The following is a 17,153-nucleotide window of genomic DNA, read 5'->3' on the forward strand; positions in this document are numbered from 1 at the left end:
AACGTTCTCCTCTCGGGCCGGTCGCTCGGGGTCCGGCTCCCCCTGTCACGGAGGAGGAGGGCCGGACAGTTGGCGTCTCCAGGAGGCGTGCCGAAGTTAGGCCCACACACGGACCGACGCGATTCACGCGGGACCTACGGGAGAGATCATGGACGCCATCGAACTGTTGACGCAGCAGCACCGCGAGGTCGACGAGCTGTTCGAGAAGTTCGAGAAGCTGGGCGAGGGCAGCACCGAGAAGATGATGGACCTGTTCGCGCGCATCGCGGACAACCTCGCGGCGCACGCCACCATCGAGGAGAAGATCTTCTATCCCAGCGTCTATGTCGGCCCCACGGCGGACAAGCTCCAGGAGGCCGTGGAGGAGCACCTGTCGGTGAAGCGCGTCATCGCCGACCTGCTCGATCTGGAGCCCTCGGACGTGCAGTTCAAGGCGAAGATGAAGGTGCTCCAGGAGCTCGTCGAGCACCACGTCGAGGAGGAGGAGAAGGACCTCTTCAAGAGCGTGAAGAAGCTGATGACGAAGGACGAGCTGGCCCTCATGGGCGAGCAGCTGGAGGTGATGTTCTCCGAGCTCATCCAGACCGAGCCGCGCATGCAGGTGCCGCGCGAGACGGACGAGGCCGCGCCGCTGGCGTGAGCCCGGGGGCCGTGTCTTCACTCCGGGGTGCGCTCGCGTAGAGTGCGCCCCGGAGGACGTCATGGCCCGTGGCAGCACCCCCACTCCCGCACTCTCCGTCTCTCTCGAGCGCGCTCGCGCGCACTGGCATTTCAAGCAGGGGCTCGCCGAGCCGCTGAAGGGGAGTGTCGAGGAGGTGGTGGCCGCCACCGGCTGGCCGCGCACGCTCGGGGGCGTGGACGTGTACCTGGCGGTGCGCGCCCGCGTGCCCGGGTTGAAGCGCCAGCAGCTGGACGAGGCGGTGGAGCAGTCCCGGCTACAGGTGGTCCCCGCCGTGCGCGGCTGCATCTACCTCGTGCCGCGCCCGGAAGTGCCGCTGGTGATGCGCATCGCCGAGGAGCAGTACCGCAAGCGCGCCGACCGCGAGCACGAGAAGGCGGGCATCGCCCCCCATGAGCTCGCCGATGTGGGCGAGGCCGTGCTGAAGGCCCTGCGCAAGGGGCCCCTCTCCACGGACGCGCTGCGCAAGGCGCTCCCTGAGGGCACCGTGCGCAGCCTGGGCGAGAAGGGCAAGAAGCTGGGGCTCTCCTCGACGCTGCCTCCGGCCGTGCGCCACCTCGAGTTCGAGGGCAAGCTGGAGCGCACGCTGGAGGGCGGGCGGCTGGACACCGAGCGCTACCTCTGGCGGCTCCCGGCGAAGAATCCCCTCACCGGGGCGAAGGTGCCCGCCGGGTCCGGAGAGCGGTACGCACGCATCGCCGCCATCTTCTTCCGGCAGGCCGGGCCCTGCACCGTGGACGACTTCGCCTCCTGGGCGGGGCTCTCCCAGCGCGACGCGCGCGCGGCCATGCAGCAGTTGCCGCTCGTGCCCGTGGCCGTGGAGGGCTTCTCCGGCGAGGCCTGGGTGCTGGAGGAGGAGCTCGCCACGCTGCGCGCGAAGGCGCCCGCCACCGACTCGGTTTCGCTGCTCACGTTCGAGGACGGCTACCTCGCCTTCCACGGTGGCACCGCGCTCTTCACCGACCCGAAGCACCACGCGCTGGAAGTCCCCGTGTGGGGTATGAGCAAGGGGGGCACGCTCGGCGACTCGCGCTACATGTTCATGCGCTCGGTGTTCGACGGGGACAGGCTGGTGGGCTTCTGGGAGTACGACATCGACGCGGGTGCCGGGGTGTTCGGCACCTTCGACACGCTGGCCCCCAAGCGCCGCAAGGCCCTCGAGGCGCGCGTCGCGGACGTGGCCGCCTTCCTGCGCGACGACGTGGGCCATGCGCGCAGCTTCAACCTCGATACCGATGGCTTCGTCCGGGAGCGCGCGGCCTTCGTCAAGGCGATGTGAACCAGCGCTGGTCCACGGTGGCGAAGCCCATGCACAGCTCGCCCGCCAGCCGCGGCCGCACCACCTTCTCCGGGCGGCGCAGGTAGTCGTTGAGCACCCGGCCCTGGGCGTCCCGGCGGACGCCCGGCTGGCCCAGGTTGAGCTTCGAGCGCTTCACGCCTCCGCCCGAGCGGTGCACGAACGTCACCGTGCCGTCCTCCGCCACGCGCTCCACCACGCCAATGTGCGTGAGCCCGTCGTTGCGCCGCCCGTCGCGGTTGCGGTCATACGTGTCGCGGAAGAAGACGAGGTCTCCCGGGCGCGGCGTCTCGTGCAGCGCGCCCAGCGCCTGGGCCTTGCGGTAGATGGCGGCGACTCCGCCCTCGCCCGGCTGGGTGCGCTCGGGCATGAGGCTCAGGCCGCGCTTGCGGTAGGCGAGGTTGGCCAGTCCGGAGCAGTCGTCATTCACCGAGCGGCTCACCCGCGACAGCGAGGGGAGTCCCACCCAGAGCGAGGCGCGGACCACGGCGCGGCGCGCGAGCGGACCGGAGGCGAGCTGGATGCTCGGGCTCGAGGTGTCGCCGGGCGTGGCCCGGGCCTCGGAGCCCGGGAGAAGCACGCCCAGCAAGGCACACAGCAGGAAGGCACGATGCATGCCGGGTTCCCCTGAGCAACCGCCGTGCCCCGGGCATTTTCCGGCTGTCCCGTCCACTCGCCAACGCGGGCACTGTCCTTGACTGTCCCGCGCTGGGAAGGACTCTGCCCAACCTGTGCGCGAGGGGACGTGCACTGATGCCGCGCCGGGGCCATCGAGGGCCTTCCGCGGGCTGTGCACCAGCCGACACGTGATTTCTCCGCATCCCGGAGGGGTGACCCGGGTTGTCAGCCAGCCAGCACGCCGGTACGGTGGAGTGAAACGGAGGCGTTCAGTCTTTCCTCCCGTGGTCGCACGCTCGTGGGAGGGTGATTAACCGTCCCCTCCCACCCCTACAGGAACGGCGTCGATGAGCACCACTCCCGGTCAGGATTCCTTCCCCGTCATCCGCGCGGTGGAGCGGCTGTTGCCTTCCCACTACGCGCCCCAGGAGCAGATCATCGGTGCCCTGAGGGAGCTGTGGGCCACGCGCCACTACAACCTCGAGCGATTGGAGGAACTGCACCGCTCGGTGAAGGTGGACGGGCGCTTCCTCGCGCTGCCCATCGGCCGGTACCCCGGGCTCGCCACGTTCCAGCAGCGCAACGATGCGTGGATTGAAGTCGCGATGGAGCTGGGCGAGCAGGTGGTGGGCAAGGCGCTGGAGCGCGCGGGGCTCACCCCGAGGGACGTGGACCATGTCTTCTTCACCACGGTGACGGGCATCGCCACGCCGAGCATCGACGCGCGGTTGATGAACCGGCTGCGCATGCGCGCGGACATGAAGCGCACGCCCATGTTCGGGCTGGGGTGCGTGGCGGGCGCGGCGGGCACGGCGCGGGCCTCGGACTACCTCCGGGCGTGGAAGGGGCACACGGCGCTGCTGCTCTCCGTGGAGTTGTGCTCGCTGACGTTGCAGCGCGAGGACCTGTCCATTCCCAACATCATCGCCTCGGGGCTGTTCGGGGACGGCGCGGCGTGCGTGGTGCTGCAGGGCTCGGAGAAGGCGGGCCCGGCGTCCGGCCCTCGCGTGGTGGCCACGCGCTCGGTGATGTACCCGGACACCGAGCGCATCATGGGCTGGGACGTGGTGGACACGGGCTTCAAGGTGGTGCTGAGCGCGAAGGTGCCGCAGCTGGTGCGCGAGTTCATCCGCCGGGACGTGGACGGCTTCCTCGGCGAGCACGGGCTGACGCGCAAGGACGTGAAGCACTGGGTGGCGCACACCGGAGGGCCCAAGGTGCTGCAGGCCTTCGAGGAGTCACTGGAGCTGGCGCCGGACGCGCTGGAGCGCTCGTGGGCGTCGCTGCGCGAGGTGGGCAACCTGTCCTCGGCCTCGGTGCTCTTCGTGCTGGGGGACATGCTCGAGTCCGGCCAGGCGAAGCCGGGTGACTGGGGTGTGATGATGGCCATGGGACCGGGCTTCTGCGGCGAGCTGGTGCTGCTGCGATGGTGAGCTCTCCACACGCGTACCTGGGGCTGCTGGGGCTGCTCGCCGTCGAGCGGTGGGTGGAGCTCGTCCTCTCCAAACGCAACGCGGCGCGGGCCTTCGCGCGCGGCGGGGTGGAGACGGGGCAGGCGCACTACCGCGTCATGGTTGTCTTTCATTCGCTCTTCCTCGTGGCGTGCGCGGTGGAGGCGTGTGGGCTGGAGCGGCCCTTCCCGGGGGCGCCCGGGTACGCCGCGCTGGGCGTGGCGGTGGGGGCGCAGGCGCTGCGCTACTGGGCCATCGCCTCGCTGGGCGAGCGGTGGAACACGCGCATCATCGTGGTGCCGGGCCTCGCGCCGGTGACGCGCGGGCCGTACCGCTTCCTGCGCCACCCCAACTACGTGGCGGTGGTGCTGGAGCTGGCCGCGGTGCCGCTCGTGCACGGCGCGTGGGTGACGGCGCTCGTCTTCTCCCTGGGCAACGCCCTGCTGCTGCGGGTGCGCATCCGCGCCGAGGAGGAGGCCCTGGGCGCGCTGTACGCCGAGACCTTCGCCGAAAGGCCCCGCTTCATTCCGGAGGTACCCCGTGGGTGAGAACGAGCACGCCATCCTCTCCGAAATCCGCCGCATCCTCTCGCAGGAATTGGACTGGAGGGAGCCGGTGGAGCCCTCGCAGCACCTGACGAGGGACTTGCAGCTCGACAGCCTGGGGCTGACGGTGCTGGCGGTGGAGCTGGAGAACCACTTCCGCATCCGCCTGTCCATGGAGGACTCGGTGGGGGTGAGCACCGTGGGCGACCTGGTGCGCCTGGTGGCCTCGCGGGCCTTCCAGGAGCCGTCCGCGGTGTCGTGCGCGGGAGGCGTGCCATGAAGGGGCCGGCGCTGCCCCCGTTGAAGCACGCCACGGTGAACGAGTGCCTCGCGGCCGCGGCGCGCACGGAGCACGGGCTCGTCTTCGTGGACGCGGCCGAGCGCGAGACGCGGCTGTCCTGGGCGCAGGTGTACGGGCGTGCCCGCCGCACGGCCGCGGGACTGCAACGGCTGGGCGTGGCTCCCGGCGAGCGCGTGGCGGTGCTGCTGCCCACCTCACCGGGCTTCATGGAGGCCTTCTTCGGCGCGCTGCTGGCGGGCGCGGTGCCGGTGCCCCTCTACCCTCCGGTGCGGCTGGGGCGGTTGGACGAGTACCACCGCTCCACCGCGCGCATGCTGGAGGTGTCGGGCGCGGTGGTGGTGCTGACGGACGCGAAGGTGCGGCTGCTGCTGGGCGAGTCCGTCGCGGCGGCGCGTCCGAGGCTCGGCTGTCACACGGTGGAGGAGGTGTCGAGCGCGGAGGGCGACGTGGCCCTGTCCGTGCGGCCCGAGTCGCTCGCGCTCATCCAGTTCTCCTCGGGCTCGACGGTGGACCCGAAGCCGGTGGCGCTGCGGCATGGCCACTTGTTGGCGCAGCTCGCGGCGCTGGAGGCGGAGCTGCCGCTGGTGCCGGGCCAGCCGCCCGTGGGCGTGTCCTGGCTGCCGCTGTACCACGACATGGGCCTCATCGGCTGTCTGCTGTCGGCGGCGTACTACCCGGGCAACATGGTGCTGATTCCTCCCGAGGTGTTCCTCGCGCGCCCGGCGCTGTGGTTGCGTGCGTTGTCGCGGCACCGGGGCTTCGTCTCGCCCGCGCCCAACTTCGCCTATGGCCTGTGCCTCAAGCGGGTGAAGGACGCGGAGCTGGAGGGCGTGGACCTCTCCAGCTGGAGGCACGCGCTCAACGGCGCCGAGCCGGTGTCGCTGGAGACGCTGCGCCGCTTCACCGAGCGCTTCGCGCGCTGGGGTTTCCAGGCGGGAGCGCTGCGGCCGGTGTACGGGCTGAGCGAGGCCTCGCTGGCCGTCACCTTCCCTCCGGCGGGCCGGGGGCCGCGCGGGCTGGGCGTGGACGCGCGGGTGCTGGCTGCGGAGCGGCGCGTGGTGGAGGGCTCGCGCGAGGTGGTGTCCGTGGGGCGTCCGCTGCCGGGCTTCGAGGTGCAGGTGCGCGACGAGCTGGGCCACGAGGTGCCGGAGGGCCGGGTGGGGCGGGTGTTCGCGCGAGGGCCCTCGGTGATGGAGGGGTACTTCGGCCACGCGGAGGCGACGGCGCGCGCGCTGGACGCCGAGGGCTGGCTGGACACGGGAGACCTGGGCTTCGAGCGGGACGGCGAGCTGTACCTCACGGGCCGGGCGAAGGACGTGGTCATCATCCGTGGCGCCAACCACGCGCCCCAGGAGTTCGAGGAGTGCCTGGAGGGAGTGGAGGGCCTGCGCACGGGCTGTGCGGTGGCGCTGGGCTTCACGCCGGAGGGAGAGCAGGACGAGGCGTTGCTCCTCCTCGCCGAGCTCGCGCCGGGCGCGCGGGAGGAGGGCCTGGAGGAGCGGGTGCGCGAGGCGGTGGTGGCGGGCACGGGCGTGCGGCCGCACACGGTGCGGGTGCTGGAGCCCGGGACGCTGCCGCGCACCTCGAGTGGGAAGCTGCGCCGGGCCGAGTCGTTGCGGCGCTACCTCGCGGGCGAGCTGACGGCGCCGAAGAAGGTGGGGACGGTGGGGCTGGTGGTGGAGATGGCGAAGAGCGCGTGGGCCTTCACCCGGGCGGGACGCGAGGAGTGAGGGCCTGGGACGTCGCGGTGGTGGGCGGAGGGCCCGCGGGGCTGGCGGTGGCGCTCACCACGGCGAGGCGGGGGTTGAGCACGGTGGTGCTGGAGCGCGCGGCCGTGCCGCCGGACAAGGCGTGTGGTGAGGGATTGATGCCCTCGGGGGTGGCGGCGCTGGAGCGCTTCGGGGCGCTCGCGCTGTTGGAGCCGAGGGAGTGCGCGCGCTTCGTGGGCATCCGCTACGTGCAGGAGGACGGGAGCGGGGCGGAGGGCCTGTTGCCCGCGCCCGGTGGCCTGGGCGTGCGGCGGGTGGCGCTGGTGAAGGCCATGGCCGCGAGGGCGCGGATGCTCGGCGTGGAGCTGCGCGAGCAATGCGCGGTGCGGGGCCAGCGGCGCACCTCGGAGGGCTGGGAGGTGGAGACGGCGGCCGGGCCGTTGCGGGCGCGGATGCTGGTGGCGGCGGACGGTTTGGCCTCGCCGCTGCGGCGCGCCGAGGGTTTGGAGTTGGAGGCCACGGGGCCGAGGCGCTTCGGGTTGCGCCGGCACTTCCGGATGAAGCCGTGGGCGCCCTTCGTGGAGGTGCACCTGTCCGAGGGCGTGGAGGCCTACGTGACGCCGGCCGGGGACGAGCGGGTGGGGGTGGCCTTCCTGTGGACGGACGGATTGCCGGGACGCATCGGCTTCGACTCGCTGCTCGCGCGCTTCCCGGTGCTCGCCGGGCGCGTCGGGGGAGCGGAGCCGGACTCGAAGGCGCGGGGAGCGGGGCCGCTGGCGCGGGCGGCGCGGGCGCGGGTGGCGGACCGTTTCGCGCTGGTGGGAGACGCGGCGGGGTACGTGGACGCGGTGACGGGGGAGGGGCTGTCGCTGGCCTTCACGTGCGCGGAGGCGCTCGGGAACCTGTTGCCGGACGCGCTGGCGCAGGGCGCGACGCGCGAGTCGCTGCTGCCCTACGAGCGGGTCTTCCAGGGCGCGTTCCGCAAGTACGCCTGGCTGACGCGGAGCGTGTTGCTGATGGCGGGCACGCCGAGGGTGCGCCGCCCGCTGGTGCGCTGGCTGGGCACGCGGCCGCGCCTCTTCGAGTGGGTTCTCGCGCACGCCATCGTGTAGGGGCCCCCCGCCCCCGGCGTGTCAGTGCTGGACCGCGGCCGAGCCGGCCGGCTGAATCTCTTCCACCCGCTGCTTGAGCACCGGGTCATCCGCCACGGCGAGGCCCAGGGTGACGTAGGAGAGCTGGTGCGCGCGCCCGCCCTTGGGCGCCTTCACGTCCAGCTGCGTCTCGAGCTGCCGCATGCGGCCCTCCAGCTCGACGATGGTGCGGGTGAGCTCGGCGCGCGTCGCCTCGTCCTGGGTGCTGGCCATGCGCTCGTTGGCCTTGAGGAGGTTGTCCTCCACCAGGTGCAGCTGCTTGCGGGCCTCGGACCCCGAGCCCAGGTCCACCGAGGGCCCCGGTCCGTCCACGTTCAGCTCCAGCCGCGTCACCTGCTTGCCCAGCTCGCCCGCGGGGAAGACGGCGGTGTAGCCATTCACCGGCGAGCCCACGCCGATGCCCCGGGCGTCATGGGACTCCACCACGAAGTCCACGACGTCCTTGGCCTGGAGGGCCAGCTTCACCGCCTCCTGGTAGGGCACCGCCGCGAGCACCACCACCACATCCACCTTCTTGGACTGGCGCAGCTTGCGGGACTCGGCCAGGGCCACTTCAATCGGCGGGCGGCCCTTCAGCGTGGGCTCTCCGGCGGGCACGCCCTCGGGGGACACGCCCACCACGCCCACCTTCAGTCCGCCGGCCTCCACCACCAGGGAGGGCGCGAAGGGCGTCTTGCCGGCCTTGTCCACCAGGTTGGCGGACAGCAGCTTCATCTTCTTGCCCTTCCCCCCGGTGGCCTTCTGCAGCCAGGCGAGCCCCTGCGACAGATCCCTCTCGCCCACGGCCATGGCCACGGTGCCGTCGGCCTGCATCCGCTCGAGCACCAGCTCCGCGCGCTGTTTGATGACGGGCTCCTGGCCGGGCTTCGTCTCCTTGAAGAGCGCGTTGCCCGCGTCCATCAGCACCACGGGCAGGCCCCGGGCCTTCTCCGCCTCGATGGCTGTCTTCCTCCGGGCCAGTCCGCCCTGCGGCTCCGCCTTGCACCCACACGGGGCAATCTCTCCCCGGTTGTCTCCGGTGAAGAGCAGCACCACTCGCTTGGGCTCCGCTCGCGCCCCCAGGGGCAGGAGCAGCAGCACCGCCAGCACCATCAACGAGAATCGGGCCTTCACTTCGTCTCCTCGCACGCGCACGAGCCTCGCGGCTCTCGGGAACTCCCGGATGCTACGCCAGAGTCTCCCGCGCTCGGGCCCGACAGGCATTTGGTTTGAGGTGAAAGTAATTGGCGCGGGGAGTCAAGAAAAAGCGGTTTTAAAAAGAATAAGGGGATTGATCATTTTCTTGGAGCAATCTAAAAGTTGCACGTCCTTCAATTGAGACCCCTTCAATTGGGACCCAATCAGTTGGAACCCCTCAATTGGGTAAGGCGGAGACACACATGCGGATGCTCAAGACGGTGCTGGCTTTCGGTGCGATCGCTGCGATGACGGGCTGTGGCCCCGCGGACGAGATGGAGCAGGTGTCGGAGCAGCAGGTGACGGACATCCGCACCTGTGCCGGCGCGGACTTCACCGCCGAGCAGGTCGCGCAGATCGAGAACAACTTCGAGGTTCTCAAGGCCCAGCAGGCGATGCAGATGGGCGGCACGGTGCACCAGATGGCCGTGTCCATCCCGGTGTACGTCCACATCATCAAGAGCGCTACCGGCGCCGGTGGCGTGACCACCACGCAGATCAACAACCAGATCTCCGTGCTCAACGGCGCCTACGCGTCGGCCGGCTACAGCTTCTTCCTGGCGGGCACGGACACCACCAACAACGGCACCTGGTACACCTGCACCGGTGGCGCGTGTGAGTCGCAGATGAAGAGCGCGCTGCACAAGGGCACCGCGTCCTCGCTCAACCTCTACACCAACAACATGGGCCAGGGCCTGCTGGGCTGGGCGACCTTCCCCTGGAGCTACGCCAGCTCCCCGTCCCTGGACGGCGTGGTCATCCTCCAGAGCTCGCTGCCCGGCGGCACGGCCACCAACTACAACCTGGGCGACACGGCCACCCACGAGGTCGGTCACTGGATGGGCCTGTACCACACGTTCCAGGGCGGCTGCGTGAGCCCCGGTGACAGCGTGAGCGACACGCCGGACGAGTCCTCTCCCGCCTCCGGCTGCCCGACGGGCCGCAACACCTGCTCCACGGCCGGCAACGATCCCATCACCAACTTCATGGACTACTCCTACGACTCCTGCATGAACACGTTCTCGGCGGGCCAGAACAGCCGCATGACGAGCATGTGGAACTCGTACCGCGCGGGCAAGTAGTCGCCCCGGCCCGGACAACCCTGTCCCGGCACTGAGCAGCGGGTCTCCCACGCGAGTGGGGACCCGCTGTTTCTTTTTTGGGCTCGAGGGCCCCACGCGGCGAACGCCCCGGCGGAGCGCAATCCGTTTCACGCGAAACCATTGCCCTCCAAATGATTGAGCTGGCAATCATTGCGTCAGAAACAATCGCATCTCAAAAAGTTGCACGTGAAGCCTTTGCGCTTGAAACGAGTTGTCGCAGGGAGTCAAGGAAAAACGACAATCAGGGGATTGATCATTCTTTCGGACTAACTTAGAAGTCTTCGCGTCCCTCGGTTGAGAGTCTTTTCAACCGGGACCCAATCCCTCGACAGGAACGTGGAGACTCACATGCGCATGCTCAAGACGGTGCTGGCTTTCGGTGCGATCGCGGCGATGACGGGCTGTGGCCCTGCGGATGAGATGGAGCAGGTGTCGGAGCAGCAGGTGACGGACATCCGCACCTGTGCCGGCGCGGACTTCACGGCCGAGCAGGTCGCGCAGATCGAGAACAACTTCGAGGTTCTCAAGGCGCAGCAGGCGATGCAGATGGGCGGCACGGTGCACCAGATGGCCGTGTCCATCCCGGTGTACGTCCACATCATCAAGAGCGCCACCGGCGCCGGCGGCGTGACCACCACGCAGATCAACGACCAGATCACGGTCCTCAACAACGCCTACGCGTCGGCCGGCTACAGCTTCTTCCTGGCGGGCACGGACACCACCAACAACGGCACCTGGTACACCTGCACCGGCGGCGCGTGTGAGTCGGCGATGAAGAGCGCGCTGCACAAGGGCACCGCCAGCAGCCTCAACCTCTACAGCAACAACATGGGCCAGGGCCTGCTCGGCTGGGCGACCTTCCCCTGGAGCTACGCCAGCTCCCCGTCCCTGGACGGCGTGGTCATCCTCCAGAGCTCGTTCCCCGGCGGCACGGCCACCAACTACAACCTGGGCGACACGGCCACCCACGAGGTCGGTCACTGGATGGGCCTGTACCACACGTTCCAGGGCGGCTGCGTGAGCCCCGGTGACAGCGTGAGCGACACGCCGGACGAGGCCTCCTCGGCCGCCGGCTGCCCCTCCGGCCGCGACACCTGCTCCACGGCCGGCGCGGACCCCATCACCAACTTCATGGACTACACCTACGACTCCTGCATGAACACGTTCTCGGCCGGCCAGCGCAGCCGCATGACGAGCATGTGGAACTCGTACCGCCTGGGCAAGTAATCCCCGGCTCGAGACACTTCCCGTCTCGGACATGAGCAGCGGGTCTCCACGAGCGTGGGGGCCCGCTGTTTCTTTTTGGCGGGCCTTCCGGGAGGGCGCGGCGCTCGTCTCTCGCGGCTTCTCCCGCCCACCCTCCGCCGGAGCCCTCCACGGGTGTCCTCCGCCGGAGCCCTCCACCGGGCCGCTCGAGGGGACGCCGCGCCGGGCTCCTCCCGCGTCGGCCGGCCCGCGAAAAGCAAGACGCCGGAGCGCTCGAGGCACTCCGGCGTCGGGGACTTCAAGACGTCAGGACTTCGCGGCGGACATCAGATGCCGCGGTACTGGGCGGTCAGCTGGTCCATGCGCTCGGCCTGGCCGGCGGAGAACGTGGTCATGCAGCTGTCGTCGGTGTAGTCCATGAAGTTGGTGATGGGATCCAGAGCGCCACCGGCGCAGGTGTCGCGGCCGGAGGGGCAGCCGAAGGCGGAGGAGGCCTCGGCCGCGGTGTCGGCCACGTAGTCACCCGAGCCGGTGCAGCCGCCCTGGAAGGTGTGGTAGGCGCCGAACCAGTGGCCGGCCTCGTGGGTGAGGGTGTCGCCCTCGTTGTACGGAGCCGCCGAGCCGCCGGGCAGCGAGCTGTAGAGGATGACCACGCCGTCCAGGCTCGGCTGCTTCGCGTAGCTGGAGGGGAAGGTCGCCCAGCCCAGCAGGCCCTGGCCCATGTTGTTGGAGTAGACGTTGAGGTCGCCCGCGCCGCCCTTGCGCAGCGCGCCCTTCATCTTCTTCTCGCAGGCGCCGCCGGAGCAGGTGTACCACTGGGAGTTGGTGGTGCGGTCCGTGCCCACCAGGGTGAAGGTGAACGGCGTGTTCTTGTACGCGGCGTTCAGCACGGAAATCTGGCTGGCGATCTGCGAGTCCGAGACGTTGCCCTGGGCCGCGCTGGTGCCGTTGTTGATGACGTGCCAGTAGACCTTCACGTTCACCGAGCCCGCGGCGCGCGTCTGCGCGGACACGTGGCCGGCGAGCACCTGCTCCACCTGGGCCTTCTCCTCGGCGGACAGCTCCACGGTGGCGCAGCCGCCCTGGACGATCTGCTGCGTGGGCTGCTGCTCCCCGGCCGGCTGCTGCTCCGAGCTGCTGCAACCCGTCACCGCCATCACCGCGCCGAGCACCACCGCGAACTTCCCAGCCTTGAAGGACATCTTCACTCCCGGAATAAGTTGGAGCTCCTTATAACTCCATCATAAGTTCCAGACAAGGCGCCCCTGCCTTCTCTAATTTTGCCTAATTCCAAGAAAACGCGGGGAGAGGGGTGAATCGGCGGGCGGACAGGGGGGCGCCAAAAGCAAGACGCCGGAGCGCTTGGGGCGCTCCGGCGTCAGGGACTTCAAGACGTCAGGACTTCGCGGTGTGAATCAGATCCCGCGGTACTGGGCGGTGAGCGCGTCCATGCGGGCGGCCTGGCCGGCCGAGAACGTGGTCATGCAGGAGTCGTCGACGTAGTCCATGAAGTTGGTGATGGGGTCCAGGCCGGCGGTGGAGCAGGTGTCGCGGCCGGTCGGGCAGCCGAAGGCGGAGGAGGCCTCGAACGGCGTGTCATCCACGGAGTCGCCAGGGGCCGTGCAGCCGCCCTGGAAGGTGTGGTAGGCGCCGAACCAGTGGCCGGCCTCGTGGGTGAGGGTGTCGCCCTCGTTGTACGGAGCCGCGGAGCCGCCGGGCACGGAGGAGTAGAGGATGACCACGCCGTCATCCTTGGGGTTGGAGGCGTAGCTGGAGGGGAAGGTCGCCCAGCCCAGCAGGCCGCGGCCCATGTTGTTGGAGTAGACGTTGAGGTCACCCGCACCGCCCTTGCGCAGCGTCGCCTTCATCTTCGTCTGGGCGTTGCCGGTGTCGGTCGCGGTGTACCAGGTGGAGTTGGTGGTGCGGTCCACGCCCGCCAGGGTGAACCGGAACGGCGTGTTCGCGTACGCGGCGTTCAGCACGGAAATCTGGGCGTCGATCTGCGACTGGGGGATGTCACCGTTGGCGATGCCGGTGCCGTTGTTGATGACGTGCCAGTAGACGTTGACGTTCACCGAGCCGTTGGCGCGCGTCTGCGCGGAAACGCGGCCGGCGATGGCCTGCTCCACCCGGGCCTGCTCCGTGGCCGAGAGGTCCGCCGTGGCGCAACCGCCCTGGACGGCCTGCTGCGTCGGCTGCTCCTCGGCCGGCTTCTGCTCCGAGCTGCTGCAACCCGTGACCGCCATGACCGCGCCGAGAACCACTGCGAACTTTCCAGCCTTGAAGGACATTTCCAACTCCTCGGGAAAAGAGTGAAAAGACTTGTATCTCAAGAATTTGAGCCGAGCAAGGGGGCTAGCGACTTTCCTGGAAAATTCTATCTGCACGGATGTGTGGAAGTATCCGTGAGGTAGTCAAAGCACGTAAAAAAGGGGAACCCTGACACACGGGGTGTGTCCGGGCTCCCCTGGGAGTGCGGGAGGAGGAGGCGCGGGGCCGTCAGTGGACGATGGCCTGCCGGGCCGGAGGGGCCACCAGCAGCGAGAGGTTCTCGAAGGCCTCGATGTTCTGGCGGATGTAGGCGCGCTTGATTTTGCCGCTGGTCGTCTTGGGCACCGTGTGGGGGGCCACGGGGATGACGCGGTTGGGGCGCACGCCGGAGCCCTGGTAGACCATCTCCTCCACGTGCTTGCACAGCTGGCGCAGCACGTCGGGCTTCGTCTCGGCCGTCTCGCAGACGAGGACGATGTCCTCGGTGCCCGTCTGCTGGTTGTTCACGCCCACCGCGGCCACGCACCCGGCGCGCACCCCGGTGACCTGGGCGGCGGCGTTCTCCATGGTGTAGGGGTGGTGGTTCTCGCCGGCCTTGATGATGAGATCCTTGCTGCGCCCGCAGATGAAGAGCTCGCCCTCGGCCAGGTAGCCCAGGTCCCCGGTGTACAGCCAGCCCTCGCGCAGCACGCTGCCGGTGGCCTCCGGGTTCTTGTAGTAGCCGCCGAAGAGCGAGGTGCCGCGCAGGAGGATTTCCCCTTCGTGGCGCTCGCCCACCTCGCGGCCCTCCTCGTCGACGATGCGGATGTCGATGCCGCGCAGCACCCGGCCCACGCCGAGCACGGTGAGGGCATCCGGGCCGCCCTCGGTGAGCGGAACGGCCCGCCGCTTCGAGGACAGCGCCGAGCGGGAGACCGTCTCCACGCGCAGGGGCAGGGCGGCATCGCGGATGGACACGCCCACCACCATCTCCGCCATGCCGTAGGAGGGCCGCCAGGCGTCCTGCTCGAAGCCGTAGGGGCGGAAGCGCTCGGTGAAGTGGCTCACGGTGTCGGCGTGGATGAACTCGGCGGCGTTGTAGGCCCGCTTCCACGCGCTCAGGTCCAGGCCCTCCACCTCGGCGTCCTTTATCCGCTTGACGCACAGCTGGTAGGCGAAGTTGGGGGCGAAGGACGAGGTGGCGCGGAAGTACTGCAGCGCCCACAGCCAGCGCGCCGGCTTGAGCAGGAAGCCGAAGGGGGGCAGCAGCGCCGTGGGAATCCCGTGGACGAAGGAGGCCAGGGTGGAGGCCACCAGCCCCATGTCGTGGAAGAGCGGCAGCCAGCACACCATCAGGTCATCCGAGTCCCAATGGCTGATTTCGCCCATGGCGGCGCAGTTGGCCAACAGCGCGCGGTGGGAGATTTGAACGCCCTTGGGCGCGTCCGTGGTGCCGGAGGTGAACTGGATGAAGGCCACGTCGTCCGCGCCCGTGGTGGGGGGCTCGAAGGCGGGGGCCTCGCCCACCAGCTCCTTCACCGTGGCCACGAAGGGGAGCGGTGCGCCCGGCTCGGGCTCGTAGCCCTGGAGGGCCTCGTGCGCCAGGTCCGCGAAGTCCGGGTCGATGAGCATGGCCCGGGCGCCCAGCAGCCGCAGCTTCACCTTCAGACGCTCGCCCCAGGAGCTCACCGACACCTTCGAGGAGGGCAGCTCGATGAGGCAGGGGATGGCGCCCACCAGGCCGCAGGCGAAGAAGCTCTCGAGGAACTCGGGGCTGGTGTCGAAGGAGATCACCACCCGGTCGCCCTGGCGCACGCCGCGCGCGTGCAGGTTGGCGCCGATGCGCAGGGCGTTGTGGTGCAGGTCTCCCGCGGTGAGGACGCTGAGCGTGTCCTCCAGGCTCGCGAAGTAGAAGAGCGGCTGCGAGGGACGCGTGCGGGCCCAGTGGGCCACGGCCTCGGCGAGCGTGTGCACCGGCGCCACGTGGGCGCGGGTGGGAGCCCGCTGGGGAATCTCACGGCTGGGGTGGCGCCCCACGCGCGGGCCCAGTTGAACGGGCCCCGTCTGGCGCCGCAGCGCTTCCTGGCTCATGTGTCTGTCCTCGGAATCGTCCTCGGGGGGAGGACGCGCTCAGAAACGGACCAGCATGGACTCGACGGTGAGGCCGGGGCCGAAGCCCATCATCACGCCGTACTCGCCGCGCTGGGGCTTGTCCGTCTTCATCGCCTCTTCCAGCACCAGCAGGGCGGTGACGCAGCCGCAGTTGCCGTACTCGCCGAGCACGTGCCAGCTGGCGCGCATGGCCGACTTGTCCAGCTTGAGCTGCCGGGCGATGGCCTCGAGAATCTTCGGTCCGCCCGGGTGGATGAGCCAGTGCTTGATGTCGCCCTTGCCCAGCTTCTCCGGCCCCAGCAGCCGCTCGAGGATGGTGTCGATGTGCTCGGCGAGCACGAAGGGCACATAGGGCGACAGGGTCATCTTGAACCCGTCGTTCATCATGTGCCAGCCCATCAGCTCGTGCGTCTCGTAGAGCTGCTCGGTGTGGGAGCGGATGAACTGCACGCCCTCGCCGTCCGGCGCGGTGCCCAGCACCAGCGAGCACGTGGCGTCGCCGAACAGGCCCATGATGACGGCCTGCTCGGGGTCCGGATCGCTTCGCCACTGCAGCGAGCTGTACTCGGAGGCGTTGGCGATGACGTACTCGTCCGGGCGCGCGGCGAGGCTGTCCATGGCCACCCGCAATGTCGGAAAGGCCGCGAAGCAGCCCATGTGGCCCACGAAGGTGCGGCGGATGCTGGAGCGCAGCCCGAGCTTCTTGGCGATGAAGAGATCCAACCCCGGGCCCGAGTAGCCCGAGTTGGTCGTCATGGTGAAGGCGCCCACGCGCGAGCGGTCCAGGCCCTCCAGGGCCTTCTCCACCGACTGGCCCGTCACCTCCAAGCCCACGCGCTCGTAGACGCGCACGCGCTCTCCCAGGCCGCGGTTGCCCTCGCGCAGCTCCACGCGTGGATCCCACGCGAAGTGCCGGCGGCGCACGCCCGTGTTCTTGATGATGCGCTCGGCGTTGGGGATGTCCTTGTACCAGTGCTTCAGCAGCCCCTCGAAGATCTCCTCCTGGGAGAGCGAGAGAGGGGGTGTGGCCGACGCGATGGACAGCAGGGTGGGGCGGCGCGCGGGGGCGGCCTGCGACGTCATGCAACCTCCACGTCGAGCTGGCGCTCGGCGTTGGAGGAGTGGGCGGGGGCCTCGTCGGTGTTGGCGGCCGTCAGCTGCGACAGGCGCTCGTCGATGAAGTCCACCAGGCTGCCCACCGTGTCGTGCCCACGGCGCGAGGCCTTGATGTACCAGGGGGTGAACTCGATGTCCGCCACTTCGTCCTTGAGCCGGGAGATCATCGACTCGAGATGGAAGGAATCCATGCCGAGATCATACGTCATCGAGGCGAACTCGCTCACGTCGTCCGGATACAGGCCATTGTTGGTGGCCAGGATGATGTTGCGGACGTGGTCGAGAATCTCTTGCCGGTGCATACGGACCTCCCGCCTCGGGCGAGTCAACTTTCGTGGGCCCCCCTTCAACGTGGATAGAATATTACAGCCAGGAGACACGAATGGTCAACCTGGATTTATTGAATAAGACCACAGTGTAGGATAATGGGAGATAGCAG

General features: G+C 69.4%; 16 protein-coding genes. 9 read left to right on the forward strand and 7 right to left on the reverse strand.

What is annotated here, in order from left to right; all coding sequences use genetic code 11:
- Positions 1–148: 148 nt before the first annotated feature.
- The gene (locus ACJ8AN_RS41375; protein ID WP_407761158.1) at positions 149–640 is read left to right on the forward strand and encodes a hemerythrin domain-containing protein; all 492 of its coding nucleotides are present in this window, start codon (positions 149–151) and stop codon (positions 638–640) included.
- A gap of 61 nt (positions 641–701) precedes the next feature.
- The gene (locus ACJ8AN_RS41380) at positions 702–1,958 is read left to right on the forward strand and encodes a DNA glycosylase AlkZ-like family protein (RefSeq protein ID WP_407761159.1); all 1,257 of its coding nucleotides are present in this window, start codon (positions 702–704) and stop codon (positions 1,956–1,958) included.
- On the opposite strand, the gene ACJ8AN_RS41385 is transcribed toward ACJ8AN_RS41380, so the two are convergent.
- Positions 1,945–2,592 carry an NlpC/P60 family protein gene (locus ACJ8AN_RS41385; protein WP_407761160.1) on the reverse strand — a complete coding sequence of 216 codons (648 nt, stop codon included), beginning with the start codon at positions 2,590–2,592 and terminating at the stop codon, positions 1,945–1,947. The genes ACJ8AN_RS41380 and ACJ8AN_RS41385 overlap by 14 nt on opposite strands.
- Positions 2,593–2,941: 349 nt before the next feature.
- Between ACJ8AN_RS41385 and ACJ8AN_RS41390 the strand changes: the two genes are divergently transcribed.
- The 5 genes from ACJ8AN_RS41390 to ACJ8AN_RS41410 are packed head-to-tail and all read left to right on the forward strand — an operon-like array spanning position 2,942 to position 7,712.
- Complete coding sequence (locus tag ACJ8AN_RS41390) at positions 2,942–4,027, forward strand: type III polyketide synthase (protein WP_407761161.1); 1,086 nt, start codon at positions 2,942–2,944, stop codon at positions 4,025–4,027.
- Positions 4,021–4,593 carry an isoprenylcysteine carboxyl methyltransferase family protein gene (locus ACJ8AN_RS41395; RefSeq protein WP_407761162.1) on the forward strand — a complete coding sequence of 191 codons (573 nt, stop codon included), beginning with the start codon at positions 4,021–4,023 and terminating at the stop codon, positions 4,591–4,593. Before ACJ8AN_RS41390 ends, ACJ8AN_RS41395 begins: the two co-directional genes overlap by 7 nt.
- Positions 4,586–4,870 (forward strand): acyl carrier protein, encoded by a 285-nt coding sequence (locus tag ACJ8AN_RS41400; protein ID WP_407761163.1) that lies wholly within the window; start codon positions 4,586–4,588, stop codon positions 4,868–4,870. Before ACJ8AN_RS41395 ends, ACJ8AN_RS41400 begins: the two co-directional genes overlap by 8 nt.
- Entirely contained in the window at positions 4,867–6,621 is a 1,755-nt protein-coding gene (locus ACJ8AN_RS41405; protein WP_407761164.1) for a fatty acyl-AMP ligase, read from the forward strand. Before ACJ8AN_RS41400 ends, ACJ8AN_RS41405 begins: the two co-directional genes overlap by 4 nt.
- Positions 6,618–7,712, forward strand: a complete 1,095-nt coding sequence (locus tag ACJ8AN_RS41410) for an NAD(P)/FAD-dependent oxidoreductase (protein ID WP_407761165.1) — start codon at positions 6,618–6,620, stop codon at positions 7,710–7,712. Before ACJ8AN_RS41405 ends, ACJ8AN_RS41410 begins: the two co-directional genes overlap by 4 nt.
- A gap of 21 nt (positions 7,713–7,733) precedes the next feature.
- Here the strand turns inward: ACJ8AN_RS41410 and ACJ8AN_RS41415 are convergent, their stop codons facing one another.
- Entirely contained in the window at positions 7,734–8,864 is a 1,131-nt protein-coding gene (locus ACJ8AN_RS41415; protein ID WP_407761166.1) for a 5'-nucleotidase, read from the reverse strand.
- Between the two features lie 266 nt (positions 8,865–9,130).
- Here ACJ8AN_RS41415 and ACJ8AN_RS41420 point away from each other — a divergent pair, with 266 nt between their 5' ends.
- A complete protein-coding gene (locus ACJ8AN_RS41420; protein WP_407761167.1) occupies positions 9,131–10,009 on the forward strand; it encodes a zinc metalloprotease in 879 nt (292 codons plus the stop codon).
- Positions 10,010–10,378: 369 nt separating this feature from the next.
- Entirely contained in the window at positions 10,379–11,257 is an 879-nt protein-coding gene (locus ACJ8AN_RS41425) for a zinc metalloprotease (RefSeq protein WP_407761168.1), read from the forward strand.
- A gap of 305 nt (positions 11,258–11,562) precedes the next feature.
- Here the strand turns inward: ACJ8AN_RS41425 and ACJ8AN_RS41430 are convergent, their stop codons facing one another.
- The 5 genes from ACJ8AN_RS41430 to ACJ8AN_RS41450 all read right to left on the reverse strand — a co-directional run bounded on the left by ACJ8AN_RS41430 (position 11,563) and on the right by ACJ8AN_RS41450 (position 17,016).
- On the reverse strand, positions 11,563–12,438 hold the full coding sequence (locus ACJ8AN_RS41430) for a zinc metalloprotease (protein WP_407761169.1): 876 nt from the start codon (positions 12,436–12,438) through the stop codon (positions 11,563–11,565).
- A gap of 213 nt (positions 12,439–12,651) precedes the next feature.
- Positions 12,652–13,527, reverse strand: a complete 876-nt coding sequence (locus tag ACJ8AN_RS41435) for a zinc metalloprotease (protein ID WP_407761170.1) — start codon at positions 13,525–13,527, stop codon at positions 12,652–12,654.
- 208 nt (positions 13,528–13,735) lie between these two features.
- Complete coding sequence (locus ACJ8AN_RS41440; RefSeq protein ID WP_407761171.1) at positions 13,736–15,577, reverse strand: fatty acyl-AMP ligase; 1,842 nt, start codon at positions 15,575–15,577, stop codon at positions 13,736–13,738.
- A gap of 39 nt (positions 15,578–15,616) precedes the next feature.
- Positions 15,617–16,681 (reverse strand): type III polyketide synthase, encoded by a 1,065-nt coding sequence (locus ACJ8AN_RS41445; RefSeq protein WP_407761172.1) that lies wholly within the window; start codon positions 16,679–16,681, stop codon positions 15,617–15,619.
- Positions 16,678–17,016 carry an acyl carrier protein gene (locus ACJ8AN_RS41450; RefSeq protein ID WP_407761173.1) on the reverse strand — a complete coding sequence of 113 codons (339 nt, stop codon included), beginning with the start codon at positions 17,014–17,016 and terminating at the stop codon, positions 16,678–16,680. The genes ACJ8AN_RS41445 and ACJ8AN_RS41450 overlap by 4 nt, the downstream gene beginning before the upstream one ends.
- Positions 17,017–17,153 lie beyond the last annotated feature (137 nt).

This window comes from Archangium sp. (assembly GCF_045802675.1).
Lineage (GTDB): Bacteria > Myxococcota > Myxococcia > Myxococcales > Myxococcaceae > Archangium.